General features: G+C 61.5%; 23 protein-coding genes and 1 pseudogene. 17 read left to right on the forward strand and 7 right to left on the reverse strand.

The genetic code is table 11. The annotated features are described in order from the left end of the window. Positions 1-73 precede the first annotated feature (73 nt). A pseudogene (gene coq7, locus JaAD80_RS11765) lies at positions 74-673 on the forward strand (2-polyprenyl-3-methyl-6-methoxy-1,4-benzoquinone monooxygenase). Between the two features lie 107 nt (positions 674-780). Here the strand turns inward: coq7 and JaAD80_RS11770 are convergent. Next, entirely contained in the window at positions 781-1,203 is a 423-nt protein-coding gene (locus JaAD80_RS11770; protein ID WP_092803779.1) for an OsmC family protein, read from the reverse strand. A 225-nt stretch (positions 1,204-1,428) separates the two neighbouring features. Here JaAD80_RS11770 and rplM point away from each other — a divergent pair, with 225 nt between their 5' ends. The 5 genes from rplM to erpA all read left to right on the forward strand — a co-directional run bounded on the left by rplM (position 1,429) and on the right by erpA (position 4,407). Next, a complete protein-coding gene (rplM, locus tag JaAD80_RS11775) occupies positions 1,429-1,857 on the forward strand; it encodes a 50S ribosomal protein L13 (protein WP_010393282.1) in 429 nt (142 codons plus the stop codon). Between the two features lie 9 nt (positions 1,858-1,866). Then, positions 1,867-2,259 (forward strand): 30S ribosomal protein S9, encoded by a 393-nt coding sequence (gene rpsI / locus JaAD80_RS11780; RefSeq protein WP_010393285.1) that lies wholly within the window; start codon positions 1,867-1,869, stop codon positions 2,257-2,259. 169 nt (positions 2,260-2,428) lie between these two features. Next, positions 2,429-3,466, forward strand: coding sequence for an N-acetyl-gamma-glutamyl-phosphate reductase (gene argC / locus JaAD80_RS11785; protein WP_102294335.1), 1,038 nt, complete (start codon positions 2,429-2,431; stop codon positions 3,464-3,466). A gap of 90 nt (positions 3,467-3,556) precedes the next feature. After that, a complete protein-coding gene (locus JaAD80_RS11790) occupies positions 3,557-3,946 on the forward strand; it encodes a polymer-forming cytoskeletal protein (RefSeq protein ID WP_102294360.1) in 390 nt (129 codons plus the stop codon). Between the two features lie 98 nt (positions 3,947-4,044). Next, positions 4,045-4,407 (forward strand): iron-sulfur cluster insertion protein ErpA, encoded by a 363-nt coding sequence (gene erpA / locus JaAD80_RS11795; protein ID WP_029496047.1) that lies wholly within the window; start codon positions 4,045-4,047, stop codon positions 4,405-4,407. Between the two features lie 173 nt (positions 4,408-4,580). Here the strand turns inward: erpA and JaAD80_RS11800 are convergent, their stop codons facing one another. Both JaAD80_RS11800 and JaAD80_RS11805 read right to left on the reverse strand, forming a co-directional pair. Beyond that, positions 4,581-5,675 (reverse strand): anhydro-N-acetylmuramic acid kinase, encoded by a 1,095-nt coding sequence (locus JaAD80_RS11800; RefSeq protein WP_102294336.1) that lies wholly within the window; start codon positions 5,673-5,675, stop codon positions 4,581-4,583. A gap of 139 nt (positions 5,676-5,814) precedes the next feature. Then, positions 5,815-7,182, reverse strand: a complete 1,368-nt coding sequence (locus tag JaAD80_RS11805) for a M23 family metallopeptidase (protein ID WP_102294337.1) — start codon at positions 7,180-7,182, stop codon at positions 5,815-5,817. A gap of 154 nt (positions 7,183-7,336) precedes the next feature. Here JaAD80_RS11805 and tyrS point away from each other — a divergent pair, with 154 nt between their 5' ends. The 11 genes from tyrS (at position 7,337) to JaAD80_RS11860 (ending at position 16,537) form a co-directional block, all read left to right on the forward strand. Next, positions 7,337-8,602 (forward strand): tyrosine--tRNA ligase, encoded by a 1,266-nt coding sequence (gene tyrS, locus JaAD80_RS11810; RefSeq protein ID WP_102294338.1) that lies wholly within the window; start codon positions 7,337-7,339, stop codon positions 8,600-8,602. Further along, a complete protein-coding gene (gene dtd, locus JaAD80_RS11815; protein ID WP_102294339.1) occupies positions 8,599-9,045 on the forward strand; it encodes a D-aminoacyl-tRNA deacylase in 447 nt (148 codons plus the stop codon). Before tyrS ends, dtd begins: the two co-directional genes overlap by 4 nt. 33 nt (positions 9,046-9,078) lie before the next feature. Beyond that, the gene (locus tag JaAD80_RS11820) at positions 9,079-9,711 is read left to right on the forward strand and encodes a YbhB/YbcL family Raf kinase inhibitor-like protein (protein WP_102294340.1); all 633 of its coding nucleotides are present in this window, start codon (positions 9,079-9,081) and stop codon (positions 9,709-9,711) included. Positions 9,712-9,714: 3 nt separating this feature from the next. Beyond that, positions 9,715-10,359 (forward strand): histidine phosphatase family protein, encoded by a 645-nt coding sequence (locus JaAD80_RS11825; RefSeq protein ID WP_102294341.1) that lies wholly within the window; start codon positions 9,715-9,717, stop codon positions 10,357-10,359. Positions 10,360-10,581: 222 nt separating this feature from the next. After that, complete coding sequence (gene dusB, locus JaAD80_RS11830; protein WP_102294342.1) at positions 10,582-11,586, forward strand: tRNA dihydrouridine synthase DusB; 1,005 nt, start codon at positions 10,582-10,584, stop codon at positions 11,584-11,586. Positions 11,587-11,753: 167 nt separating this feature from the next. Further along, on the forward strand, positions 11,754-11,987 hold the full coding sequence (locus tag JaAD80_RS11835; RefSeq protein WP_008445162.1) for a helix-turn-helix domain-containing protein: 234 nt from the start codon (positions 11,754-11,756) through the stop codon (positions 11,985-11,987). 92 nt (positions 11,988-12,079) lie between these two features. Then, a complete protein-coding gene (gene purH, locus JaAD80_RS11840; protein ID WP_102294343.1) occupies positions 12,080-13,666 on the forward strand; it encodes a bifunctional phosphoribosylaminoimidazolecarboxamide formyltransferase/IMP cyclohydrolase in 1,587 nt (528 codons plus the stop codon). A gap of 148 nt (positions 13,667-13,814) precedes the next feature. Then, complete coding sequence (ruvC, locus tag JaAD80_RS11845) at positions 13,815-14,354, forward strand: crossover junction endodeoxyribonuclease RuvC (protein ID WP_102294344.1); 540 nt, start codon at positions 13,815-13,817, stop codon at positions 14,352-14,354. 42 nt (positions 14,355-14,396) lie between these two features. Beyond that, positions 14,397-14,975: a Holliday junction branch migration protein RuvA gene (gene ruvA / locus JaAD80_RS11850; protein ID WP_102294345.1), complete on the forward strand. Its 579-nt coding sequence runs from the start codon at positions 14,397-14,399 to the stop codon at positions 14,973-14,975. A gap of 6 nt (positions 14,976-14,981) precedes the next feature. After that, the gene (gene ruvB / locus JaAD80_RS11855) at positions 14,982-16,037 is read left to right on the forward strand and encodes a Holliday junction branch migration DNA helicase RuvB (RefSeq protein ID WP_034749202.1); all 1,056 of its coding nucleotides are present in this window, start codon (positions 14,982-14,984) and stop codon (positions 16,035-16,037) included. 32 nt (positions 16,038-16,069) lie between these two features. Then, complete coding sequence (locus JaAD80_RS11860) at positions 16,070-16,537, forward strand: YaiI/YqxD family protein (RefSeq protein WP_102294346.1); 468 nt, start codon at positions 16,070-16,072, stop codon at positions 16,535-16,537. Between the two features lie 53 nt (positions 16,538-16,590). On the opposite strand, the gene JaAD80_RS11865 is transcribed toward JaAD80_RS11860, so the two are convergent. The 4 genes from JaAD80_RS11865 to JaAD80_RS11880 form a co-directional block, all read right to left on the reverse strand. Continuing rightward, positions 16,591-17,733 (reverse strand): OmpA family protein, encoded by a 1,143-nt coding sequence (locus tag JaAD80_RS11865; protein ID WP_102294361.1) that lies wholly within the window; start codon positions 17,731-17,733, stop codon positions 16,591-16,593. 13 nt (positions 17,734-17,746) lie between these two features. Beyond that, positions 17,747-19,525, reverse strand: a complete 1,779-nt coding sequence (locus JaAD80_RS11870) for an ice-binding family protein (protein ID WP_258002942.1) — start codon at positions 19,523-19,525, stop codon at positions 17,747-17,749. Between the two features lie 276 nt (positions 19,526-19,801). Further along, entirely contained in the window at positions 19,802-20,269 is a 468-nt protein-coding gene (locus JaAD80_RS11875) for a DUF2147 domain-containing protein (RefSeq protein ID WP_102294347.1), read from the reverse strand. A gap of 115 nt (positions 20,270-20,384) precedes the next feature. After that, positions 20,385-23,204, reverse strand: coding sequence for a valine--tRNA ligase (locus JaAD80_RS11880; RefSeq protein ID WP_102294348.1), 2,820 nt, complete (start codon positions 23,202-23,204; stop codon positions 20,385-20,387). Positions 23,205-23,570 lie beyond the last annotated feature (366 nt).

Genomic DNA, 23,570 nt, shown 5'->3' on the forward strand with positions numbered 1-23,570 from the left:
ATGACGGCCGCGTAGGCACCCAGCGGGTCCTGGCGCGGGCCGAAGACATTGAAGTAGCGCAAGCCGATGGTCTGTGTGCCAAAGCAGCGCGCATACAMTKGCGSRYRYRGCTTCMKYSWCGMKMCYGTCGCCGGCCGCGCACGCGCCCGATGCGGCACTGAGCGCGGCGGAACAGCGCCACAGCGCCGGCCTGATGCGCGTCAACCATGTCGGTGAAGTGTGCGCGCAAGCGCTGTACAACTCGCAGGCGCGCTATGCGCACAGCGCCGCCATCCGTGAACAGTTCGACGAAGCGGGACGCGAAGAGGAAGACCACCTGGCCTGGACAGCGCAGCGCCTGACGGAGCTGGGTTCGCGCCTGAGCTTGCTCAATCCCCTGTGGTATGCCGGTTCGTTTGCGCTGGGCACCATCGCCGCGCGCATGGGCGACGGCCGCAGCCTGGGTTTTGTGGTGGAAACGGAACGCCAGGTGGAAGCGCACCTGGCCAGCCACCTGGAAGAATTGCCGCCGCAGGACGCGAAATCGCGCGCCATCGTCAAGCAGATGGCCATCGACGAAGTGGAGCACGGCGCCGCCGCCCAGCGACTGGGCGCCATCGACACCCCGGCACCCGTGAAGGCGCTGATGGGCATCATGGGTAAAGTGATGACAAAAACCGCTTACTACATTTGACAGGTCGGGTAGGTCGGATTAGGCCGCAGGCCGTAATCCGACAACATTGTTGGCGCTACCGGTGTCGTCGGATTACGCGGGGCGCTGCCCCGCCAATCCGAGCTACATTATTCCTCGATGATTTCGAAGGAGTGCGTAATTTCCGCCGTTTTCGCCAGCATGATGGATGCCGAGCAATATTTGTCATGCGACAAGGCCACTGCCCGCTCCACGGCCGTCGGTTTCAGGGCCTTGCCACGTACGCTGAAGTGGAAGTGGATCTTGGTAAATACTTTCGGGTCCGTCTCGGCGCGGTCGGCCTTCAGGGTGACTTCGCAGCCACTGACGGCTTCGCGTCCGCGTTTCAGGATCAGTACCACGTCATAGGCGGTGCAGCCGCCCGTGCCCAGCAGGACCATTTCCATGGGGCGTGGCGCCAGGTTATGGCCGCCGCCATCGGGCGCGCCATCCATGGTCACCAGATGGCCGGAACCCGTTTCTGCCCGAAAACTCATGCCCGACGGGCCATTCCAGCTGACTTTGCATTCCATCGTACTCTCCGAAAATTGTAAGCGTTTTGTATTGTAATAGAGGAATGCCTGTCCATGTGCCGCCCGCCGGGCCGCAGCCTGCCTGCATTGCGGCTTGACGTGGCAAGGCAAAGCCGCTTATACTTGTCGGCTTTCCGTTCGCTCAGGAAAAGTAAATAAGGCAGAGTCCGCATAGCAGCATCGGCGGAACCACCATTTGAGCGTGTAATCTATTAGGAAGTCAACATGAAAACATTTTCCGCTAAAGGACATGAAGTCCAGCGCGATTGGTTCGTGGTTGACGCGACGGACAAAGTCCTCGGACGTGTTGCCAGCGAAGTGGCACTCCGACTGCGCGGCAAACACAAACCAGAATTTACTCCTCACGTCGATACCGGCGACTTCATCGTCGTCATCAACGCAGGCAAACTGCGTGTGACCGGTACCAAAGCTACTGAGAAAATTTACTACCGTCACTCTGGCTATCCAGGCGGCATCTACGAAACCAACTTCCAGAAAATGCAACAGCGTTTTCCAGGTCGCGCGCTTGAGAAAGCGGTCAAAGGCATGCTGCCTAAAGGCCCACTCGGCTACGCAATGATCAAGAAGCTGAAAGTGTACGCGGAAGGTTCCCATCCGCACGCTGCTCAGCAACCTAAAGCACTTGTTCTCTAAGGAACTGACATGATCGGTAATTACAATTATGGAACCGGCCGTCGCAAAAGTGCAGTGGCTCGGGTTTTTATCAAAGTTGGCACAGGCTTGATCGTTGTTAACGGCAAACCAGCAAACGAATACTTTTCGCGCGAAACGGGTCTGATGGTCATCCGTCAACCACTGGAACTGACCGGCAATGTCGAGCGTTTCGACATCAAAGTCAACGTCCATGGCGGCGGTGAGTCGGGCCAGGCTGGTGCAGTTCGTCACGGCATCACCCGCGCTCTGATCGACTACGATGCAGCGTTGAAACCGGAACTGGCGAAAGCCGGCTTCGTGACCCGCGATGCACGTGAAGTCGAGCGTAAAAAAGTTGGTCTGCGCAAAGCACGTCGCGCAAAGCAATTCTCGAAGCGTTAATTTCTACGCTACAGCACCTTCCGGGGTGCTGCTCGAAAAGCCGCTGGACTTCGGTCCCGCGGCTTTTTTGCATTTCAGCGGGATGCGCCGTTGCGCTGTAAAATACGCGAAAAACCCCATGGGGAACGTTTCCCCTCATCTCCAAGCAACACCTCTACAAGGAAAGAACATGATCAAAGTTGGCATCGTCGGCGGCACTGGATACACGGGCGTGGAATTGCTGCGTTTGCTGGCAACCCATCCGGATGTCGAGTTGACGGCGATTACCTCGCGCAAGGAAGATGGCTTGCCCGTTGCTGACATGTATCCTTCCCTGCGCGGCCACGTGAACCTGGCGTTCACCTCGCCCGACAAGGCCAACCTGGAGCAGTGCGACGTGGTATTTTTCGCCACACCACACGGCGTTGCCATGGCACAAGCCCCGGCCCTGCTGGCCGCCGGCGTGAAAGTCATCGACCTGGCCGCCGACTTCCGCCTGAAAGACCAAGCCAAGTTCGAGCAGTGGTACAAGATTCCCCACACGGCGCCGGAACTGATCGCGCAAGCCGTGTATGGTTTGCCGGAGCTGAACCGTGAAGATATCAAGCAAGCCACGCTGATCGCCAATCCAGGCTGCTACCCGACCACCATGCAGCTGGGCTTTTACCCGCTGCTCAAGGCTGGCCTGGTCAATGCCGGCGCTCTCATCGCCGATTGCAAGTCGGGCGTGTCCGGCGCCGGCCGCAAGGCGGAAATCGGCATCCTGTTCTCGGAAAGCAGCGACAGCTTCAAGGCCTATGGCGTGGCCGGCCACCGCCACCTGCCGGAAACGACGGCGCAGCTGCAGCGCTTCACGGACGAGAAAGTGGCGCTGACCTTCACGCCGCACCTGGTGCCGATGATCCGCGGCATGCATTCGACCCTGTACGCGCAGCTGAACAAGGAAGTCAGCAATGAAGAATTGCAATCCTTGTTCGAAGCACAATACAAGGACGAGCCTTTCGTCGACGTGATGCCATTCGGTTCGCACCCGGAAACCCGTTCCACGCGCGGCTCGAACATGCTGCGCCTGGCGCTGCACCGTCCTGAAGGGGGCAACACCGTCATCGTGCTGGTGGTGCAGGATAACCTGGTCAAAGGTGCTTCCGGCCAGGCCGTGCAGTGCATGAACTTGATGTTTGGCTTGAAAGAAACTGCCGGTTTGCAACATATCGCCGTGATGCCTTAAGCACAGGCGCCGCTGCTTGTGCAGGTCCGGCGCCTTTTTGCCGGACCTGTGATAAATTGGACTGCCACGTACCCCGATAGGATGACGTTCATGTTCGAGCGCAACGCGAAAAACCCCATCGACACCCTGATCGGCGCCTCGACGCGGATCGAGGGCGACTTGCTGTTTTGCGGCGGCCTGCGCATCGATGGCCATGTGCGCGGCAATGTCACAGGCGAGCCGGGCGATACCACTTATGTGGTGCTGGGCGAGGCGGGGCGCATCGATGGCGAGGTGCGCTGTTCCTGCCTGGTGGTCAGCGGCGAGATCAACGGCCCCGTGTATGTGTCCGAAATGCTTGAAATCCAGCCCAAGGCCCGCATTGTAGGTGAGGTGTATTACAAGGTGCTGGAAATGCACAGCGGCGCATTGGTGCAGGGCAAGCTGAGCCGCCACGACAGCGCCGACCCCGTGCTGCACCTTGCCGTGTCGGAAATGTGAGCAGGAACAACACCGGCCAGCCGCATCAGCGGCGGTCGCAGCGCGACTTGCGCCAACAGTCTATAATGACTTAATGTTTTCTAGTAGGAGTGCCTGATATGAATGCCGTCGCTGAAATGCAAGATGTGATCCCTTCCCCTATTATCTTTACCGATAGCGCCGCTGAAAAAGTCGCGCAGCTGATCGAAGAAGAAGGCAATCCCGACCTGAAATTGCGCGTCTTCGTGCAGGGCGGCGGCTGCTCCGGTTTCCAGTATGGCTTCACCTTCGACGAAATCGTCAACGAAGATGACACCACCATGGTCAAGAACGGCGTCCAGCTGCTGATCGATTCCATGAGCTACCAGTACCTGGTCGGCGCGGAAATCGACTACAAGGATGACCTGGAAGGCGCGCAGTTCGTGATCAAGAATCCGACGGCGACTTCCACCTGCGGTTGCGGTTCGTCTTTCTCGGTATAAGCACACCTGGGAAAACGCCCACGGCGGCATTGCCTTGCCTCGCCGTACTATTCGTACTGTTATCGGCAATGCGCCTTGCCCTGAACGTTTTTCAGGCGCGCCGGTTTGCTGGCGCAGCATAAAAATAGCGGATCGATGATCCGCTATTTGTGTTTCTGAAGCAACCTTCTGTGTCAGCGCGGGTACAGCGCCCCCAGCACGCGTAATCCCTGCGCCCCCGTCACGGCCGGCAAGTTGCCCGGCTTGCGCTGCGTAAAGCGCCAGGCCAGCCAGGCGAACGCCAGCGCCTCGACCTGGCTGGGCGCCACGCCCAGGTCTGCCGTGGAGGCCACCGCCATGCCCGGCAATTCAGCGGCCAGGGCCGCCATCAGGCTGGCGTTCTGCGCGCCGCCGCCACATACATACACATGTTCCGCCTGCGCGCCGTCGCGCGCGATGGCCTGCGCCAGGCTGGCGGCCGTCAGCTGCGTCAGGGTCGCCTGCACGTCGGCCGGCAGGGCGGATGGATAATTTCCCAGCTTGGCGTTCAGCCAGTCGGCATGGAACAGGTCGCGTCCCGTGCTTTTTGGCGCCGGCAGGGCGAAATAGGGTTCGTTCAGCAAATCGGCCAGCAGGGCGGGAATCACCTGGCCTGTCGCCGCCCAGGCGCCGTTGGCGTCGTAGGGCTGGCCAAGGTGCCGCAGGACCCAGCCATCCATCAGCGCATTGCCGGGGCCCGTGTCGTAGCCCGTCACGCCGCCGTCCGCGTGCAGCACGCTGATATTGCTGATGCCGCCGATATTGGCCAGCACGCGCGTGTGGCCCGGCACATTGAAGATGGCCTGGTGGAAGGCGGGCACCAGCGGCGCGCCCTGGCCGCCGGCCGCCACGTCGCGGCTGCGCAAGTCGGCGATGACGTCGATGCCTGTCAGTTCAGCCAGCAGGGCCGGGTTGTTCAACTGGCGCGTAAAGCCCAGTTCGGGGCGGTGGCGGATGGTCTGGCCGTGCGCGCCGATGGCGGCGATGGCGTCCGCGCCGATGTCGGCATTGTTGAGCAGCATGGCCACGCAATGCGCGTAGTGGCGTACCAGCGCGTTGGCGGCCAGCGCCTCGCGTTCGATTTCATTCGGGCCCGCGCTTTGCAATGCCATCAGGTCGGCGCGCAGGCTGGCGGGAAACGGAATGTACGCGTCGCCCAGGCTGCGCACGCTGCCATCGTCGGCAAAGTCGACCAGTGCGCCGTCAACGCCATCGAGGCTGGTGCCCGACATCAAACCGATATACAGCATGGGAATTCCTTGGTGTTGGCAGTGTGAGGCGCTTATTGTGCCGCATTTTCTGCGCGCCGCAAACGCACGCCGCATAAAACAAAGGCACCGGCCATCTGCATGGGCGGTGCCTTTGTTGCTTGCCCGAAGGCAGTGTTGCTTAGCGCGAAGCCAGTGCCGTGTCGTTCGGACGCAGCAGGGTGAAGCGGTGCATCATGTCGTTGGAGACGAGGCGGAAGCGGCTCAGTTCAGCGGCCGTCAGCGGGGCTTGCGCCGTCACGTTCAGGGTGCGCGGATCTTTCGCCACGCCGCCGACGCGGAATTCATAGTGCAAGTGGGCGCCCGTGGACCAGCCGGTGGTGCCGACATAGCCGATCACATCGCCCTGGCTCACTTTTTGACCTTTTTTCAGGCCGGAAGCAAAGCGGCTCATGTGTGCATAGGCGGTGCTGTAGTTGGACCAGTGTTTCAGGACAACAACATTACCGTAGCCATTTTGCATGCCGACCGAATCGACCACGCCATCGCCCGACGCGCGGATAGGCGTGCCCGTTGCTGCGGCGAAATCGATGCCTTTGTGCGCTTTCCAGTTGCCGGAAATCGGGTGCACGCGCATGGAGAAGCCGGACGAGATGCGGGAGAATTCGAGAGGGGATTTGAGGAAGGCTTTTTTGAGGGACTTGCCGTCGAAGCTGTAGTAACCGCCGCCTTGCTTGGTGGCCGGGTCTTCAAACCAAACGGACTGGTAGGTCGTGCCGCGGTTGGTGAATTCACCGGCCAGGATGCGGCCCGCTCGGACGAATTCGCCATCTTGCCAGAACGTTTCGTAGACCACATTGAAGGAGTCGCCGCGTTTCAGGTCGGAACGGAAGTCGATATTGGTGGAGAACATTTCCACGATTTGCGCGGAAATCGAGTCTGGCAGGCGGGTGCCGTCCAGGCTGGAATCGGTGGCGGCGAACAGGGTGGAAGTGATCTTGCGCGCGTGCATTTCAACGCGGCGTTCCAGCTGGGCTGCCACTTCCGTGGCCACGAACTTGTCGCCCTTGCGGGTGATCAGGATGTTCTTGACCGATTTGTCGGTGCCGTCGACCAGGGTGGCGCGCATCCAGTTGAGTTCGCCGGTTTCGGAGGTCTGCGCCTGTACGCGCTTGCCCGATTTCAGCAGCATCACGCCGCGCGCGATCTTGTCGGATTTGATGAAATTGGCGGCCGCCGCATCATCCACGCCGAGACGGGTCAGCAGCGTGGCGAGGGTATCGCCGGCGCGGACTTTTTCTTCGTGGGTGAAATTCTGGTCTACCTGTTCCATCGCGGAGATTTGCGAGGCGATGTCCGGCATTTCCAGGTTCTGGGCGATCGAGGTGACCGGCAGATCGGAGGCATCAGGCGCCATGGGCGACACCGCGACGGCGCCAAAGGCGGCCACGGTGAGCAACACTGCCGACACGCTGATAATGCGTGCCTTGCGCGTCGTCGTCAGCTGTGTGTACAAGCGTGAGCCTGTGATTTTATGTATAGGGTTCATGCAATCAGTTAAAATTTGCCCTTGAACGTGACCTGAGCTAGCGCTCTTTGTTATTGTTATTTTGATTCGTTTTCATACGGCAAGATTGATGGGATCGAGCATTATAACAAACTCCGCAAACCTACTACCATTTTGAGATCTACAGTCAAATTTTATGGAAATCAACACCACCGCATCGCCTACAAAGGCTAACGCAGCTCAGACCGCGCTTCCGCTGTCGGACAGAGTACAAGAAGCCCTCGCGATTACCAAGCGTGGCGTCGACGAACTCTTGATCGAAAGCGAATTTGCGCAAAAATTAGCACGCTCCGAGAAAACCGGTATTCCCCTGCGCATCAAACTGGGCCTGGATCCGACCGCACCTGACTTGCACCTGGGTCATACTGTCGTCCTGAACAAGATGCGCCAGCTGCAAAACCTCGGCCATCAAGTCATTTTCCTCATCGGCGACTTCACTTCCATGATCGGCGACCCTTCGGGCCGCAATGTCACGCGCCCGCCGCTGACCAAGGAACAGATCGAGATTAACGCGATGACGTATTTCGCGCAAGCATCTTTGGTGCTGGACGCCAGCAAGACGGAAATCCGCTATAACTCCGAATGGTGCGATCCGCTGGGCGCGCGCGGCATCATCCAGCTCGCTTCCCATTACACGGTGGCGCGCATGATCGAGCGCGACGACTTCACCAAGCGCTTCCAGGGCGGCATTCCTATTTCCGTGCATGAATTCCTGTACCCGCTGATGCAGGGCTATGACTCGGTGGCCCTGAAATCGGACCTGGAACTGGGCGGCACGGACCAGAAGTTCAACCTGCTGGTGGGCCGCGAACTGCAAAAGCAGTACGGACAGGAGCAGCAGTGTATTTTGACCATGCCGCTGCTGGAAGGTTTGGACGGCGTGGAAAAAATGTCCAAGTCGAAGAACAACTACATCGGCATCACTGAGCCGGGCAACACCATGTTCGCCAAGCTGATGAGCATTTCCGACGTCATGATGTGGCGTTACTACGAGTTGCTGTCGTGGCGCTCGATCGACGAGCTGGCGCAGCTGAAGCGCGAAGTCGAGGAAGGCCGCAATCCGCGCGATGCCAAGGTTGCGCTGGCGCAAGAGATCGTTGCCCGCTGCCACTCGCAGCAGGCGGCCGAAGATGCATTGGCCGACTTCGTCAACCGCTCGAAAGGCGGCATTCCCGACGATATCCCGGAAGTGACCCTGGCCGGCGCGCCGCTGGGCATCCCGCAATTGCTCAAGCAGGCGGGCCTGTGCCCATCCACCTCGGAAGCCATGCGCAAGATCGACCAGGGCGGCGTGCGCATCGACGGCACCGTCATCAGCGACAAGGGCTTGCAAGTGGCGGCCGGCCAGTTCGTCCTGCAAGTTGGCAAGCGCAGCTTCGCGCGCGTCACCTTGACGGCATGATCGCGCTGCTGCAGCGCGTCACGCAGGCCAAAGTCGATGTCGATGGCGCCACCATTGGCGCCATCGGCGCGGGCCTGATGGTGCTGGTGTGCGCGGAGCGGGGCGATACGCAGAAGGAAGCGGACGCCCTGCTGACCAAGCTGCTTGGCTACCGCGTGTTTGCCGACGAGGCGGGCAAGATGAACCGCAGCGTGGCGGACGTGGCCGGCGGCCTGCTGCTGGTGCCGCAGTTCACCTTGGCGGCCGACACCAAGTCCGGCACCCGCCCGTCGTTCACCCCGGCGGCCGCGCCGCAGGACGGTTTGCGCCTGTTCACGCATTTCGTGGAACAGGCGCGCAGCCGCCATGCGGGCGTGGAAACGGGGCAGTTTGGCGCCGACATGCAAGTGTCCTTGACCAACGATGGCCCGGTCACGTTCTGGCTGCAAGTGAATGCCAAATAAGCGCAAAGCCATAACTATAAAGAGGAGCAAGCGATGAAATTGTGGAGCGAGACGTTTCGTGATGGCGGCCTGATGCCGGCCGAGAATGCCTTTGCCGAGATCGATCCGGCCAGCCGCGTGCGCCTCGCGGGCAACCGCAATCCCCATCTGGCCTGGGACGAGGTGCCCAACGGCACCGAGTCGCTGGCCCTGTTCTGCATCGACCCCGATGCGCCGCAAGACGCCAGCCTGGCCAACCGCGATGATCAGGCCCTGCCGCTGACGGCGCTGCGCAGCGACTTTTATCACTGGAGCTTGCTCGATTTGCCGCCGGCCATGCGGGTTATTGCCGCCGGTGAATTTTCCAGTGGCATCACGCCCCGTGGCAAGGCTGCCGGTCCTGGGCTGCGCCAGGGCATTAACGACTACACGGCCTGGTTTGCCGGCGATGCCGCCATGGCTGGCGACTATTACGGCTATGATGGCCCGTGCCCGCCGTGGAATGACGAACGCATCCACCATTACCTGTTTCGCCTGTATGCGCTCGACGTGGCGCAGTTGGCCTTGCCCGAGCGTTTTACGGGGCAGCAGGCGCATGCCGCGCTCTACGGCCACATCCTCGACGAAGCCCAGCTCGTCGTTGCCTATTCGCTGAACCCCGAGCTGGCACTTACCCTGAAAAAATAAAGCATGAGCACCACGATTTTACTGATACGCCATGGCGAGACGGCCTGGAATGCGGGCCGCCGCCTGCAGGGCCATATCGACATCGCCCTGAACGCAGCGGGCCTGGCGCAAGCTTGCGCGCTGGGGCAGGCGCTGGCCGGTGAGCCGCTGGCCGCCATCATTGCCAGCGATCTGCAGCGCGCGCGGCAGACGGCGCAAGCCGTTGCCGACGTGAAGCACTTGCCCGTGCAGACGGACCCCTTGCTGCGCGAGCGCTGCTATGGTGCCTTTGAAGGCTTGCTGTATGCCGATATCGCCGAGCGCTATCCGCATGAATATGCGCAGTGGCAATCGCGCCAGATCGATGCCGTGATGCCCTCGGGCGAACGGCAAGCCGAGAGCTTCCGACAGTTTTATGCGCGCGCGAATGGCGCCATCGCCCGCTGGGCAGAACGGTATGACGGCCAGACCATCGCCATCGTGGCGCATGGCGGCGTGCTCGAATGCGCTTACCGCGAAGCGGTCGGCATGACGCTCGACAGTCCGCGCGACTTCCAGGTGAAAAATGCCAGCGTCAACCGTTTCTCGTATGCGGACGGCAAGCTGCATTTGGTGCACTGGGGCAATATCGAACACCTGAGCGCGCCCGCAATGGACGAGCTGGGCTAAGCGCCGGGTCAAGAGCCGGGCGAGCCGCCGGCGCTGTCCGCCGGCGCCCTGTTTTGCTGTACTGCACAAGCGCGGCGCCCGCCCAGGCGCACTGAAGCAAAAAAATAGTGCTTATTAATTAGGCAGGGAATCGGTTAAAATAGCAGGTTCCTCCGTCCATTCCAGGTTCCTCAGTGCAAATCGGCCCTCACATTCTGCGCAACAACGTTTTTCGTCGCTCCCATGGCGGGTGTGACGGATCGGCCTTTCCGCCAGTTGTGCAAGCAGTTGGGTGCCGGTTACGCCGTGTCGGAAATGGCGGCGTCGAATCCGCGCCTGTGGGCGACGGAAAAAAGCTCGCGCCGCACGGACCATGCAGGCGAAATGGAGCCGAAGGCCGTGCAGATCGCCGGTGCCGATCCGCAAGACCTGGCCGATTGCGCCAAGTTCAATGTGGACCGGGGCGCGCAGATCATCGACATCAACATGGGGTGCCCCGTGAAGAAGGTATGCAACAGCTGGTGCGGTTCGGCCCTGTTGCAAAACGAAAGCCTGGTCGAAAAGATCCTGCACGCCGTCGTCAATGCCGTTGACGTGCCCGTCACCCTGAAATTTCGCACGGGCTGGAACCGCGAAAACAGGAATGCCCTGAAAATCGCCCGCATCGCCGAGCAAGCCGGCATCCAGATGCTGACTTTGCATGGCCGCACGCGCGCCGATGGCTACAAGGGCGATGCCGAATATGAAACCATTGCCGCTGTGAAAGCGTCGGTGGGTATTCCCGTGGTGGCCAATGGCGACATTACCAGTCCGGAAAAGGCCCGCTTTGTGCTCGATCAAACGGGTGCCGATGCCGTCATGATCGGCCGCGCGGCGCAGGGCCGGCCGTGGATTTGCCGCGAGATCGACCATTTCCTGCGCACCGGTACTTTGCTGCCAGCGCCGTACGTGGACGAAGTGCGCAGCCTGATGGACGAGCATTTGCGCGCCCATTACGCGTTTTATGGCGAATTTCTCGGCGTGCGCACGGCGCGCAAGCACATCGGCTGGTATGTGAAGGACCTGGAAGGCGGGGAAGCGTTCCGCCAGCAAATGAATGTGCTGGAGTCGACGGATGCGCAATTGCTGGCCGTCGATCAATTTTTTGAGTCGCAATGGAAATTTGGCGAGCGGTTACAATACCGCCTCTCCGAATCCAGTGAAAGTGGCCTGATCGATGAGATCAAAACTATGGCCAGGGCAGCATGAGCAGATAGCAACAAGCAGGTGAATAAGTTACCAGCAGTACAAGGGCGAGCGCCTATACAGAGCGTCATGCAATATTAATTACAACACCGAGACAAGATGGCAGCAAGCGGCCCGCATGAGCGCCGCGGCAGTGGATTGTCAGGTGTTCAGCCGGTTGAAGCATACAAATGAGCAAAGAAAGCATTCAGGAAGTCGTACAGAAAAGTCTAGAAGATTACTTCAATGACCTGGGCGAACAGCAAGCATCGAATATCTACGACATGGTCGTGCTGACCGTGGAAAAGCCCATCCTGGAAGTCGTGATGACACGCGCCGATGGCAACCAGTCGCATGCCGCGCAGATGCTGGGCATTAACCGCAACACCCTGCGCAAGAAATTGCAGGAGCACGGTTTGCTGTAATGCCGGCATGCAAGTGACGCCAAGATTTGAATCCGCCGCAGCCTTTGCCCCTGCGCCATTCGCCAAGAACACTTAACCACCTAGCCACAGCCATGATCAAACAAGCTCTCCTCTCCGTTTCCGACAAGACCGGCGTTCTCGAATTCGCCCGTGCCCTGTCCGCCCTCGGCGTCAACCTCCTGTCCACCGGCGGTACCGCAAAATTGCTGGCAGACAACGGTGTACCCGTGACGGAAGTCGCCGACTACACGGGTTTCCCGGAGATGCTCGATGGCCGTGTGAAAACCCTGCACCCGAAAGTGCACGGCGGTATCCTGGCGCGCCGTGATTTCCCTGAGCACATGTCCAAACTGGTCGAGCACGACATGCCGACCATCGACATGGTGGTGGTCAACCTGTACCCGTTCCAGGGCACGGTCGCCAAGGCCGACTGCACCCTGGAAGACGCGATTGAAAACATCGATATCGGCGGCCCGACCATGCTGCGTTCGGCGGCCAAGAACCACAAGGACGTGGTCGTCATCTGCGATCCGACCGACTATGACGTGGTGCTGGCGGAAATGCGTGCGGCCGACGGCAAGGCAGGCGACGTCAGCTATGACACCAAGTTCATGCTGGCGAAAAAAGTCTTTGCGCACACGGCGCAATACGATGGCGCCATCACCAACTACCTGACCAGCCTGGGCCCGACGAAGGTGCATGCCGAGCGCGGCGCATATCCGCAGATCCTTAACGTGGCCTTTGAAAAAGTGCAGGACATGCGCTACGGCGAGAACCCGCACCAGAGCGCCGCCTTCTACCGCGACCTGGTCACCACCGATGGCGCGCTGGCCAACTACCGCCAGCTGCAAGGCAAGGAATTGTCGTACAACAACATCGCCGACGCTGATGCGGCCTGGGAATGCGTGAAGAGCCTGGGCGGCTTCGAGCACAGCGCGGCCTGCGTCATCGTCAAGCACGCGAACCCATGCGGCGTAGCCCTGGGCAAGAATGCAGCGGAAGCGTACGCGCGCGCCCTGCAGACGGACCCGACTTCCGCATTTGGCGGCATCATCGCCTTCAACACGGAACTCGACGGCGCCACCGCTGGCGAGATCGCCAAGCTGTTCGTCGAAGTGCTGATCGCCCCGTCGTTCTCGGCGGAAGCGAAACAGATTCTGTCGAGCAAGCAAAACGTGCGCATGCTGGAAATCCCGCTGGGCGCAGGCGTCAACGCCATGGACTTCAAGCGCGTCGGTGGCGGTCTGCTGGTGCAATCGCCGGACGCGAAAAACGTCGGTATCGGCGACTTGCGCGTGGTCAGCAAGCTGCAGCCAACGCCGCAGCAATTGTCCGACCTGATGTTCGCCTGGAAAGTGGCGAAATTCGTCAAATCGAACGCCATCGTCTTCTGCGGCAATAACATGACCCTGGGCGTGGGTGCTGGCCAGATGAGCCGTATCGATTCGGCCCGCATCGCGTCCATCAAGGCGCAAAACGCGGGCCTGTCGCTGACCGGTTCCGTCGTGGCGTCGGACGCCTTCTTCCCGTTCCGCGACGGCCTCGACGTGGTTGTCGACGCGGGCGCGACCTGCGTCATTCACCCGGGCGGCTCCATGCGCGACCAGGAAGTGATCGACGCCGCGGACGAGCGCGGCGTCGTGATGCTGTACACGGGCACGCGTCACTTCCGTCATTAATTAAACCCAACGGCAAATGCTGGGGTCAGACCCGCCGGGACTCGGCGTCCCCGTCCGACCCCAGATGTTGCTTGTGGGGTGAAGATGTATAAAACGGCAGGCACCGGTTATTCACCGGTGCCTGCCGTATTCATTATAGAATCTGGCGATGATTATTCTTGGCATCGATCCTGGCCTGCGCACCACGGGCTTCGGGGTCATTGAAAAACACGGCAACAAGCTGCGCTATATCGCGTCGGGTACCGTCAAGACGGGTTCCGAAGGGGAATTGCCGCCGCGCCTGAAGGTCATCCTGCAGGGCGTGGGCGAGATCGTCGGCACCTACCAGCCCGATTGCGCGGCCATCGAAAAAGTGTTTGTCAACGTCAATCCCCAATCGACCCTGCTGCTGGGCCAGGCGCGTGGCGCGGCCATTTGCGCGCTCGTCAACGCCGACCTGTCGGTGGCCGAATACACGGCGCTGCAAGTGAAGCAGGCCGTCACGGGCCACGGCAAGGCGGCCAAGGAGCAGGTGCAGGACATGGTTTCCCGGCTGTTATCACTGCCCGGCTTGCCCGGCACGGATGCGGCCGATGCGCTGGGCGTGGCCATCTGCCACGCCAACAGCCTCGATGCGCTGGCCATGCTCGGCGCGCTGGCGCCCCAGCTGCAGGGCTTGCGCATGAAGCGCGGCCGTTTAGTAGGGTAGGCGCATGGCCCTCATATATATACATAACATTAGGAACACGCGATGATAGGCCGTCTCTCCGGTACTTTGCTTGAAAAGAATCCGCCACAATTGCTGGTCGATTGCCAGGGCGTCGGCTATGAAGTCGACGTGCCGATGAGCACTTTTTATAACTTGCCCCACGTGGGCGAAAAAGTCGTGCTGTTTACGCACCAGGCCATCCGCGAAGATGCGCATCTGCTGTTTGGCTTTGGCAATGCGGCAGAGCGTGCCGTATTCCGCCAGCTGATCAAGATCACGGGCGTGGGCGCGCGCATGGCCTTGTCGATTCTCTCCGGCATGACGATTGCCGACCTGGCGCAGGCGATCACCCTGCAAGATTCCGGCCGTTTGGTGAAAGTACCGGGCATCGGCAAGAAGACGGCGGAACGTTTATTGCTGGAATTGAAAGGCAAGCTGGGCGCCGATATCGGTGCCAGCGGCGCGCACGCGGCGCCGGATGCCCAGTCGGACATCCTCAACGCGCTCGTCGCGCTCGGCTATTCGGACAAGGAAGCGCTGGCCGCCGTGAAGAACGTGCCGGCGGGCAGCGGCGTGTCGGACGGTATCAAACTGGCGCTGAAAGCGCTGTCGAAAGGCTGATAGGGCATGAGCATCCAGACCGACAGCTTCACGGAACAGCGCATCATCGACGCGGCGCCCATCTCGCACAACGAGGAGGCCATCGAACGGGCCTTGCGCCCCAAGCAGTTAGATGAGTATGTGGGCCAGGAAAAGATCCGCGACCAGCTGGAAATTTTCATCACGGCCGCGCGCCAGCGCAAGGAAGCGCTTGACCACACCTTGCTGTTCGGCCCGCCGGGCTTGGGCAAGACGACCCTGGCGCACATCATCGCGCGCGAAATGGGCGTCAACTTGCGCCAGACCTCCGGCCCCGTGCTGGAGCGCCCGGGCGACCTGGCGGCGATCTTGACGAACCTGGAAGCGAACGACGTCCTGTTCATCGATGAAATCCACCGGCTGTCGCCGGTCGTGGAAGAAATTCTGTATCCGGCGCTTGAGGATTATCAGATCGATATCATGATCGGCGAAGGCCCTGCCGCCCGTTCCGTGAAACTCGATTTGCAGCCGTTTACCCTGGTCGGCGCCACCACGCGCGCCGGCATGCTGACCAACCCGCTGCGCGACCGCTTCGGCATCGTCGCGCGCCTGGAGTTCTACAACACGGGCGAACTGACGAAAATCGTCACGCGCAGCGCCGCCCTGTTGAAAGCACCGATCGATCCGGAAGGCGCGCACGAAATCGCCCAGCGTGCGCGCGGCACGCCGCGCATCGCCAACCGTTTGCTGCGCCGCGTGCGCGATTTCGCGGAAGTCAAAAGCAATGGCGAGATCACCAAGGTGGTGGCCGACCGCGCGCTGGCCATGCTCGACGTCGATTCCGCCGGTTTCGACGTGATGGACCGTAAATTGCTCGAAGCCGTGCTGTTCAAGTTTGGCGGCGGCCCCGTCGGCATAGGGAACCTGGCGGCGGCTATCGGCGAAGCGGCCGATACCATCGAGGACGTGCTGGAGCCGTACCTGATACAGCAAGGTTTCTTGCAGCGCACGCCGCGTGGCCGTGTCGCCACGCCGGCCGCCTACCTGCACTTCGGCGTCAGCGCGCCGCGCATGGGTCCCGGCGGCGAAGCGTGGGAACTGTGATGGCGCAAGAGGGCTTGCAAGCGACTGCGGGCATGCAAATCTGGATCGACGCCGACGCCTGCCCCGTCGTCATCAAGGAAATTTTGTACCGCGTCGCCGACCGCCTGGAACTGCCCGTCACCCTGGTGGCGAACCAGGGCTTGCGCGTGCCGCCGTCGCGTTTTATCCGCACCGTGCAAGTGCCGTCCGGCGCCGACGTGGCCGACCAGGAAATCGTGCGTCTGCTCAATCCGGGTGATCTGGTCATCACGGGCGACATCCCGCTGGCCGCCGATGTGCTGGCCAAGGGCGGCTATGCGCTGAACCCGCGCGGCGAGTTCTACACCAAGGACAATATCGCCCAGCAACTGACGATGCGCGCCTTTATGGAAGAATTGCGCAGCGGCGGCGTCGACACGGGCGGCCCGGCCGCCTTCAGCCAGTCGGACCGGCAGCAGTTTGCCAACAGCCTGGACCGGCATCTGAGCAAGCACCATCGGAAGCCGGCGCCAACGCCATAATCCGAGGACGAAAAAAAACCGGCCACGCCGGTTTTTTTACGTGTGCAGCTGACTTAGCGTGGCACTTTTCTCGTACCCACGACTTCCACCGTCACGCGGCGGTTCTTGGCGCGCCCGGCGGCGCTCGTGTTGTCGGCCACCGGCTGGGTTTCTCCCTTGCCTTCCGTATAGACGCGGTTGCTTTCCACGCCTTGCGTCACCAGATACGCCTTGACGGCTTCGGCGCGGCGCAGGGACAGTTTCTGGTTGTAGGCATCCGGGCCGACGGCATCCGTATGGCCGACCGTGACGATTACTTCCAGGTCCATGCCTTGCAGCTGGCCCAGCAGCTGGTCCAGCGCCGCCTTGCCTTGCGGCTTGAGCGTCGATTGATCGAAATCAAACAGCGCTTCCGCGGCAAACGAGACTTTTTCCGAGACGGGCGCCGGCTTCACTTCGGCCACGGGGGCCGGCATGGTTTCGCTGATGGGCGGCAATGCCACCGGTGGCGCGGGCTGGTAGGCCGGCGTGGCACTGGCCGGACGGCCCAGTTTATACACGAGGCTGACGGAATACAGATCCGCGTCGCCACGGTTGCCGACGGCGTCGTTCACGCGATAGCGTTCCACTTCGCCGCGCAAGGCCAGCGCTTCGCTGAACTTGTATTCCAGGCCCAGGCCCAGCTTGGCGTTGAGCTTGCGGTCCCTCGCATGCATATCGGACGACCCCAGCAGGCGGTTGCCGCTGAACTCGGTATTCGTCTGGGTGTAGTGCATGCCGACACGCCCCAGCAAGGACAGGCGCTGCGACAGTGGCAGCTGGCCCAGCAGGTCCAGGTTCACGCCGCGAAAGCCCGCTTGCCCGTTAAGTACGCCGTTGCCGCTGGTGGTGGACTGGAAGTCGAACTTGCCCAGGTCAAAGTAGCCCGCTTCCACCGCCATGTATTGGTTCAGCTGCTTGCCGACAAACAGTTTATAGCCGGTGTCGCGCTGGTCCTTGGCAAAACCGGTGACGGTTTCGCCGTTCGCGGCCAGGCTGGCGCGCAGCCGCGGCTCGTCGATATTGGCGCGCGACTGGCCCACGCCCGCGCCGATGTACCAGGCGCTGTTGGCCCAGTCCGGATTGATGAAAGTGTTGCCCTGTGCCTGCGCCGATTGCGCCGCCAGCAAGGCGCCAGCCATCACGCTCAGGGCGCCCAGTGTGTTTGCGATAGTCATGGTCATGTCCCGTTTATTTGGTGATCTGGTTGTTGCGCAGGGTAACGGCGGCTGCCGTCAGCACGCGGCCATTGAGCAGGGTCGTGTTGTCGCCAACCGTGATGGCGGCCGACTGGCCCAGAATGTTGCCCTTGAAGACGCTGTTCGCGGCCAGGGTGGTCGGGCCGACGGGCAGCCAGGTGACGTTGTCGGCCGTGGCGCCATTGTTCAGGGCCACCACCGAGTTGACGGTCGAGTTCAAGGTCAGCGCCGTGCGGAAGATATACACGCCTGGACCGTTCAGGGTCAGGGTACCCGTGATGCTGATCGCGCCGGCATAGCAATACACGCCAGGACCGAAAGTCTGGCCGCCCAGGTCGATGCCGCCGGCAAAGGTGACGTCGCAGATGCGGCTGTTGCCGTCCGTGATCGCCGCTTGCAGGTCCGTCATGGCGCCGGCCAGGATGGCGCCCGACTTGTAGTTATTGAAGCCTGCCGCCTGGGTCGGATCGACGGTTTGCGATGGCGAACCGACGTCGCCCGTGATCAGGGTGGTGCCGCCCGAGTTATTCGTGATCGACGTGCCCGCCAGTACGCCGAACGGTGCCGCGCGGCCCAGGTTGATCGGGTTGATGACGGGTGGGATGGCCACGCTGGTGACGGTCAGCAGCGCGCTGCCCGACTGGCCGGCAGCCGTCGCGGTGATGCTGCTGGTGCCGGCGGCGATGCCGGTGGCGATACCGGTGTTCAGCACGGCGGCATTGGCGACAGTTCCCGAGGTCCAGATGGCGCTGTTGGTGATGATGGCGTTCGAGTTGTCGGAATAGGTGGCGGTGGCAACGAATTGCTGTACGCCGCCGACGGCGATGCTGGCTGTGCCTGGCGTGACGGCGATGCTGACCAGGGTAGCGGCAGGCACGGTGACAGTGGTGCCGGCTGTTTTGCCGCTGAAGCTGGCCGTCATGACGCTGGTGCCGGCGCTCACGCCAGTCACCAGGCCGCCGCTGGCGACGCTGGACGAGGCTGGCGTGGCGGAAACGAAGGTGCTGCCGGACGTTACGTCGGCGGTGCTGCTGTCCGAGTAGGTGGCAATGACTGCCAGCTGGCGCGTCGCGGCAATCAGCACAGTGGGATTTTGCGGCGTGACGGCGATCGACAGCAGCACGGCAGGCGTCACGGTTAGCACGGTGCTGGCCGTCAAGGTGCCTGTGGTGGCGGTGATCTGCGCGGTGCCGGCAATCTTGCCCAGCGCCAGGCCGCCAGCGTCCATGCTTGCCGTGGCGGGGCTGGCCGAGGCAAAGACCGAGACGGCAGTGACGTCGCGCGTGGCGCCGTCACTGAAACTGCCGCTCACGGCAAATTGCTGTGTGCCGCCGACGGCGATGGACGGCGTGAGCGGCGTGATGGCGATGGCCGTCAAGGTGGCGGGCGAAACGGTCAATTGCGCCGCCGCGCTCTTGCCGCCAAATGTGGCGGTGATGTTGCTGTTGCCGGCGGTCACGCCAGCGGCGACACCGCTGCTGGCGTTGACGGTGGCGGCGGCCGGCGTGGCGGAAGTCCAGGCCGCCTTGGCGCTGACGTCTTGCGACGAGCCGTCGCTGTAGGTGGCGATGGCCGTGAATTGCTGGCCTGCGCCGATGGCGACCGTGGCCGTCGCTGGCGTGATGGCCAGGCTGGACAGGGTAGCGCCCGGCAAGCCGAGGATGGGCTCGCGTCCCTGGTCGCCACCGCCGCCGCAACCGGCGAGGGCGGCCATGGCCAGTAAACCTGCCGAGACGAGCAGCGGGGTCATATATCGCTTGAAGATGTTCATGTGTTTCCTTTGTGCATGGGCAAAACCTTGCCGGGCATCTGCGGATGGGGTCATCCGCAGCGCCATGCCGCCCGTCGCTACAGGGCGATGGCGTCACAGGCATGCACTATTTCATTTTGGAAACTACAAGTATGTTCGGTGGCGCGCATAGGCTATTGTCATTCGGAAATATTATCTAAATGATCGAGCGAGGCCTGGAAAACAACACGACAGCGCCCGCGCGGCACGCAAAAAAGCCGGCGCAGTGCCGGCTTTGGCAGGGCAGCTGATGCCTGATTACTCTTCGCGCACCCACGTCTGCGAGCGGCCAAACATCGGCACGCCGACATAGCCGCGCACTTGCAGCTTGGTGCCGCCTTCCTGCAGTTCGGCCTTGCTCTTGTAGACCTTGCCGCTGGCCGGGTCCGTAATTTCACCGCCCGTCCATGCATCGCCGTCTTTTTTCAAGCCCGTCAGGATGACCAGGCCGATGATGGGCTGGTCCTTGTTGGCGCCCGTGCACTTGTCGCACTTGGGGTTCTGGTCTTCATTCGGGGCGCGGAACAGCTTTTCGATCTTGCCTTGCAAGACGCCGTTGCTTTCCGTGATGACGACGAGGGATTTCGGCTTGCCGCTGGCATCGTCGATGGTTTTCCAGGTGCCGACGGGGGTGTAGTTGCCGTCGCGCGCGGTGGCGCTGCCGGCGATGGCCAGGGCGGCCACCAATACGCTTGCTTTGACGCTTGCTGTGAATAGTTTATGCATCGCTAGTCTCCTGTGGTTTTTTTGATCTGTCACGAAACAGTGTATTTACCAAGGCAAGACCAAGAGTGCTGCGCGGCGTCAGGGGGGACGGCCGCGCAATCCTTGCAAACTTGCCTTATGCGCTGGCTAGTTTAGCAAACTGTTCGCGCAGTTTTTCAATTGTCGCCGAAAAACTGAGCAAACGCTCGTTTTCTTGCGCAACAATGGCGGCCGGGGCGCGCGCGACAAAGCTTTCATTGCCCAACTTGCTGTTGACCTTGGCAATTTCCCCTTCGATACGGGCGATTTCCTTGCCCAGGCGCTCGCGCTCGGCAGCCACGTCGATTTCCACTTTCAGCATCAGCTTGGTGGTGCCGACGATGGCGACGGCCGCTGGCGAATCCGGCAGCGCGTCGACGATCTGCACGTCGGCCAGCTTGCCCAGCGACTGGATGTACGGCGCATACGAGGCCAGCGCTGCTTTCTCGCTGGCATTGCCTGCTTCGACGATCAGCGGCACGCGCACGGAAGGCGAGATCTGCATTTCGCCGCGCAGGTTGCGTGTCGCGTCCGTCAAGGCTTTCAGCTGCAGCATCCACGCTTCGGCCGCTTCATCGATCTTGTCGGTGTTGGCGATCGGATACGGCTGCATCATGATGGACACGCCCTTGGGCTCGCCCTCGGCCTTCGGCAGCTTGCCGGCCAGCGGCGCAACGCTCTGCCATAGCGCTTCCGTAACGAACGGGATGATCGGGTGGGCCAGGCGCAGCACCACTTCCAGCACGCGCAACAGGGTGTGGCGGGTGGCGCGCTGCTGGCCTTCCGTGCCTTGCTGCACTTGCACCTTGGCGACTTCCAGGTACCAGTCGCAATATTCGTCCCAGACGAATTTGTAGATGGTGGCGGCGATATTGTCGAAACGGAAGTCCTCAAAGCCCTTGGCCACGTCCAGCTCCGCCTTTTGCAGCAGCGAGATGATCCACTTGTCCGCCTGTGACAGGTCGGCGTCATTCGGCGTGCAATCCTTGCCTTCCGTATTCATCATGACGAAACGCGTGGCGTTCCACATCTTGTTGCAGAAGTTACGGTAGCCTTCGCAGCGGCCCAGGTCGAAATTGATGTTGCGGCCCAGCGATGCATAGCTGGCCATGGTGAAGCGCACGGCGTCCGTGCCGTAGGCAGAAATGCCTTCCGGGAATTCCTTGCGCGTTGCCTTGGTGATTTTTTCCGCGTCGCGCGGGTTCATCAGGCCGGTGGTGCGCTTGACGATCAGGCCTTCCAGGTCGATGCCGTCGATCAGGTCGATCGGGTCCAGGGTGTTGCCTTTCGACTTGGACATTTTTTGCCCTGTCGAATCGCGCACCAGGCCGTGCACGTAGACGGTTTCAAACGGCACCTTGCCCGTGAAGTGCGCTGTCATCATGACCATGCGCGCGACCCAGAAGAAGATGATGTCGAAACCCGTCACCAGCACGGACGATGGCAGGAACGCCTTCATGTCCGGCGTTTCTTCCGGCCAACCCATGGTCGAGAACGGCACCAGGGCGGACGAGAACCACGTGTCGAGCACGTCGTCGTCGCGCTTCAACGGACCCGTGCTGCCGGCCGCCTGCGCCTTGGCGATGGCTTCCGCTTCCGTCTTGGCAACGAAGATATTGCCGGCGTCGTCATACCAGGCCGGGATTTGATGGCCCCACCACAGCTGGCGCGAGATGCACCAGTCCTGGATATTGTTGAGCCACTGGTTGTAGGTGGTGCTCCAGTTTTCCGGCACGAACTTGATCTCGCCATTGGCGACCTTGTCCAGCGCCGTTTCGGCGATCGATTTGCCGGGGAAGAAAGTGCCTTCCGGGGCCGGTTTGCTCATGGCGACAAACCACTGGTCCGTCAGCATCGGTTCGATGACGACGCCCGTGCGGTCGCCGCGCGGCACCATCAGTTTGTGCGGCTTGACTTGCTCCAGCAAACCCAGGGTATCGAGGTCGGCGACGATCTGCTTGCGCGCGGCGAAGCGGTCCATGCCGCGGTAGGCTGCCGGCGCGTCGTCGGTAATTTTTGCGTCCAGGGTCAGGATGACGATCTGCGCCAGTTTATGGCGCTGGCCCACGGCGTAATCGTTCATGTCGTGCGCAGGTGTAATCTTGACGCAGCCGGTGCCGAATTCCTTGTCGACGTATTCGTCGGCGATGATGGGGATTTCGCGGTCGCTCAAAGGCAGTTTCAGCATCTTGCCCACCAGCGGCAGGTAGCGCTCGTCCGTCGGATCGACGGCCACAGCCACGTCGCCCAGCATGGTTTCAGGACGCGTGGTGGCCACCGTCAGGAAACCGCTGCCGTCGGCCAGCGGGTACTTGATGTACCACATGGAGCCGTCTTCTTCCTCGGACACCACTTCCAGGTCGGACACCGCCGTGCCCAGCACGGGGTCCCAGTTGACCAGGCGCTTGCCGCGGTAGATCAGGCCTTGCTCGAACAGGCGCACGAAGACGTCGGTGACGACTTTCGAGCGTGGCTCGTCCATCGTGAAGTATTCGCGCTGCCAGTCGGCCGAGGCGCCCAGGCGGCGCATCTGGCCAGTGATGATGGAACCGGATTTTTCTTTCCATTCCCACACTTTTTCAACGAATTTCTCGCGGCCCAGGTCATGGCGCGAAATCTTTTGCGCGTCCAGCTGGCGCTGCACGACGATTTGCGTGGCGATGCCCGCGTGGTCGGTGCCGGGGATCCAGGCCGTGTTGTGGCCCAGCATACGGTGGTAGCGGGTCAGGCCATCCATGATGGTCTGGTTGAACGCATGGCCCATGTGCAGGGTGCCGGTGACGTTCGGCGGCGGCAACTGGATGCTGAAGGAAGGTTTTCCCGCATCGAGGGTGGCGGTAAAGTAACCGCGCTGTTCCCACTCGGTGCGCCAGAATTGTTCAATGTCGGCGGGCTCGAAAGACTTGGCTAATTCCATGATTTGGCGTGTGATTGGCAAAAGGAACCATTATAGATGACGCGGCATCGCCTGCAGCGTGGAAAGCCGCCTTTTTCAGTGTTTTGGCGGCTTTGCGGGCCGTTGGCGGCCAACGGGACGGGGGTAAAACAGCCGGCGATGTTATAATGTCGGCCTCGGCGCCTCCTGCCTCAACATTGCGGACGGCGCCAGCGGGCCAGAGTCGGCTATCACTTTGCCTGCATCACCAGGGCTGGGCGCACAGCGTTGCCAGCCATTTCAGTGCGTCCCCTGCGGGCCGGGCGCCTGAGCCACGCGCACCGCCAGCGGTGCACCATTCACGGCGGACCACCGCGCGCCATCGTTCACCGGCCGCGCCGCCACAGC

It is taken from the genome of Janthinobacterium sp. AD80, assembly GCF_002878455.1.
In the GTDB taxonomy this organism is placed as follows: domain Bacteria; phylum Pseudomonadota; class Gammaproteobacteria; order Burkholderiales; family Burkholderiaceae_D; genus Janthinobacterium.

What these genes read in the sequence shown, in the direction of transcription:
- rpsI (WP_010393285.1), top strand. Translation starts at nt 1,867, where the DNA reads ATGATCGGTAATTACAATTATGGAACCGGCCGTCGCAAAAGTGCAGTG.
- JaAD80_RS11835 (WP_008445162.1), top strand. Translation starts at nt 11,754, where the DNA reads ATGAGCAAAGAAAGCATTCAGGAAGTCGTACAGAAAAGTCTAGAAGAT.
- purH (WP_102294343.1), top strand. Translation starts at nt 12,080, where the DNA reads ATGATCAAACAAGCTCTCCTCTCCGTTTCCGACAAGACCGGCGTTCTC.
- JaAD80_RS11870 (WP_258002942.1), bottom strand. Translation starts at nt 19,525, where the DNA reads ATGAACATCTTCAAGCGATATATGACCCCGCTGCTCGTCTCGGCAGGT.
- dusB (WP_102294342.1), top strand. Translation starts at nt 10,582, where the DNA reads ATGGCGGGTGTGACGGATCGGCCTTTCCGCCAGTTGTGCAAGCAGTTG.
- JaAD80_RS11805 (WP_102294337.1), bottom strand. Translation starts at nt 7,182, where the DNA reads ATGAACCCTATACATAAAATCACAGGCTCACGCTTGTACACACAGCTG.
- JaAD80_RS11800 (WP_102294336.1), bottom strand. Translation starts at nt 5,675, where the DNA reads ATGCTGTATATCGGTTTGATGTCGGGCACCAGCCTCGATGGCGTTGAC.
- JaAD80_RS11860 (WP_102294346.1), top strand. Translation starts at nt 16,070, where the DNA reads ATGCAAATCTGGATCGACGCCGACGCCTGCCCCGTCGTCATCAAGGAA.
- JaAD80_RS11820 (WP_102294340.1), top strand. Translation starts at nt 9,079, where the DNA reads ATGAAATTGTGGAGCGAGACGTTTCGTGATGGCGGCCTGATGCCGGCC.
- erpA (WP_029496047.1), top strand. Translation starts at nt 4,045, where the DNA reads ATGAATGCCGTCGCTGAAATGCAAGATGTGATCCCTTCCCCTATTATC.
- JaAD80_RS11880 (WP_102294348.1), bottom strand. Translation starts at nt 23,204, where the DNA reads ATGGAATTAGCCAAGTCTTTCGAGCCCGCCGACATTGAACAATTCTGG.
- ruvB (WP_034749202.1), top strand. Translation starts at nt 14,982, where the DNA reads ATGAGCATCCAGACCGACAGCTTCACGGAACAGCGCATCATCGACGCG.
- JaAD80_RS11875 (WP_102294347.1), bottom strand. Translation starts at nt 20,269, where the DNA reads ATGCATAAACTATTCACAGCAAGCGTCAAAGCAAGCGTATTGGTGGCC.
- dtd (WP_102294339.1), top strand. Translation starts at nt 8,599, where the DNA reads ATGATCGCGCTGCTGCAGCGCGTCACGCAGGCCAAAGTCGATGTCGAT.
- tyrS (WP_102294338.1), top strand. Translation starts at nt 7,337, where the DNA reads ATGGAAATCAACACCACCGCATCGCCTACAAAGGCTAACGCAGCTCAG.
- JaAD80_RS11825 (WP_102294341.1), top strand. Translation starts at nt 9,715, where the DNA reads ATGAGCACCACGATTTTACTGATACGCCATGGCGAGACGGCCTGGAAT.
- argC (WP_102294335.1), top strand. Translation starts at nt 2,429, where the DNA reads ATGATCAAAGTTGGCATCGTCGGCGGCACTGGATACACGGGCGTGGAA.
- ruvA (WP_102294345.1), top strand. Translation starts at nt 14,397, where the DNA reads ATGATAGGCCGTCTCTCCGGTACTTTGCTTGAAAAGAATCCGCCACAA.
- ruvC (WP_102294344.1), top strand. Translation starts at nt 13,815, where the DNA reads ATGATTATTCTTGGCATCGATCCTGGCCTGCGCACCACGGGCTTCGGG.
- JaAD80_RS11770 (WP_092803779.1), bottom strand. Translation starts at nt 1,203, where the DNA reads ATGGAATGCAAAGTCAGCTGGAATGGCCCGTCGGGCATGAGTTTTCGG.
- JaAD80_RS11790 (WP_102294360.1), top strand. Translation starts at nt 3,557, where the DNA reads ATGTTCGAGCGCAACGCGAAAAACCCCATCGACACCCTGATCGGCGCC.
- rplM (WP_010393282.1), top strand. Translation starts at nt 1,429, where the DNA reads ATGAAAACATTTTCCGCTAAAGGACATGAAGTCCAGCGCGATTGGTTC.
- JaAD80_RS11865 (WP_102294361.1), bottom strand. Translation starts at nt 17,733, where the DNA reads ATGACTATCGCAAACACACTGGGCGCCCTGAGCGTGATGGCTGGCGCC.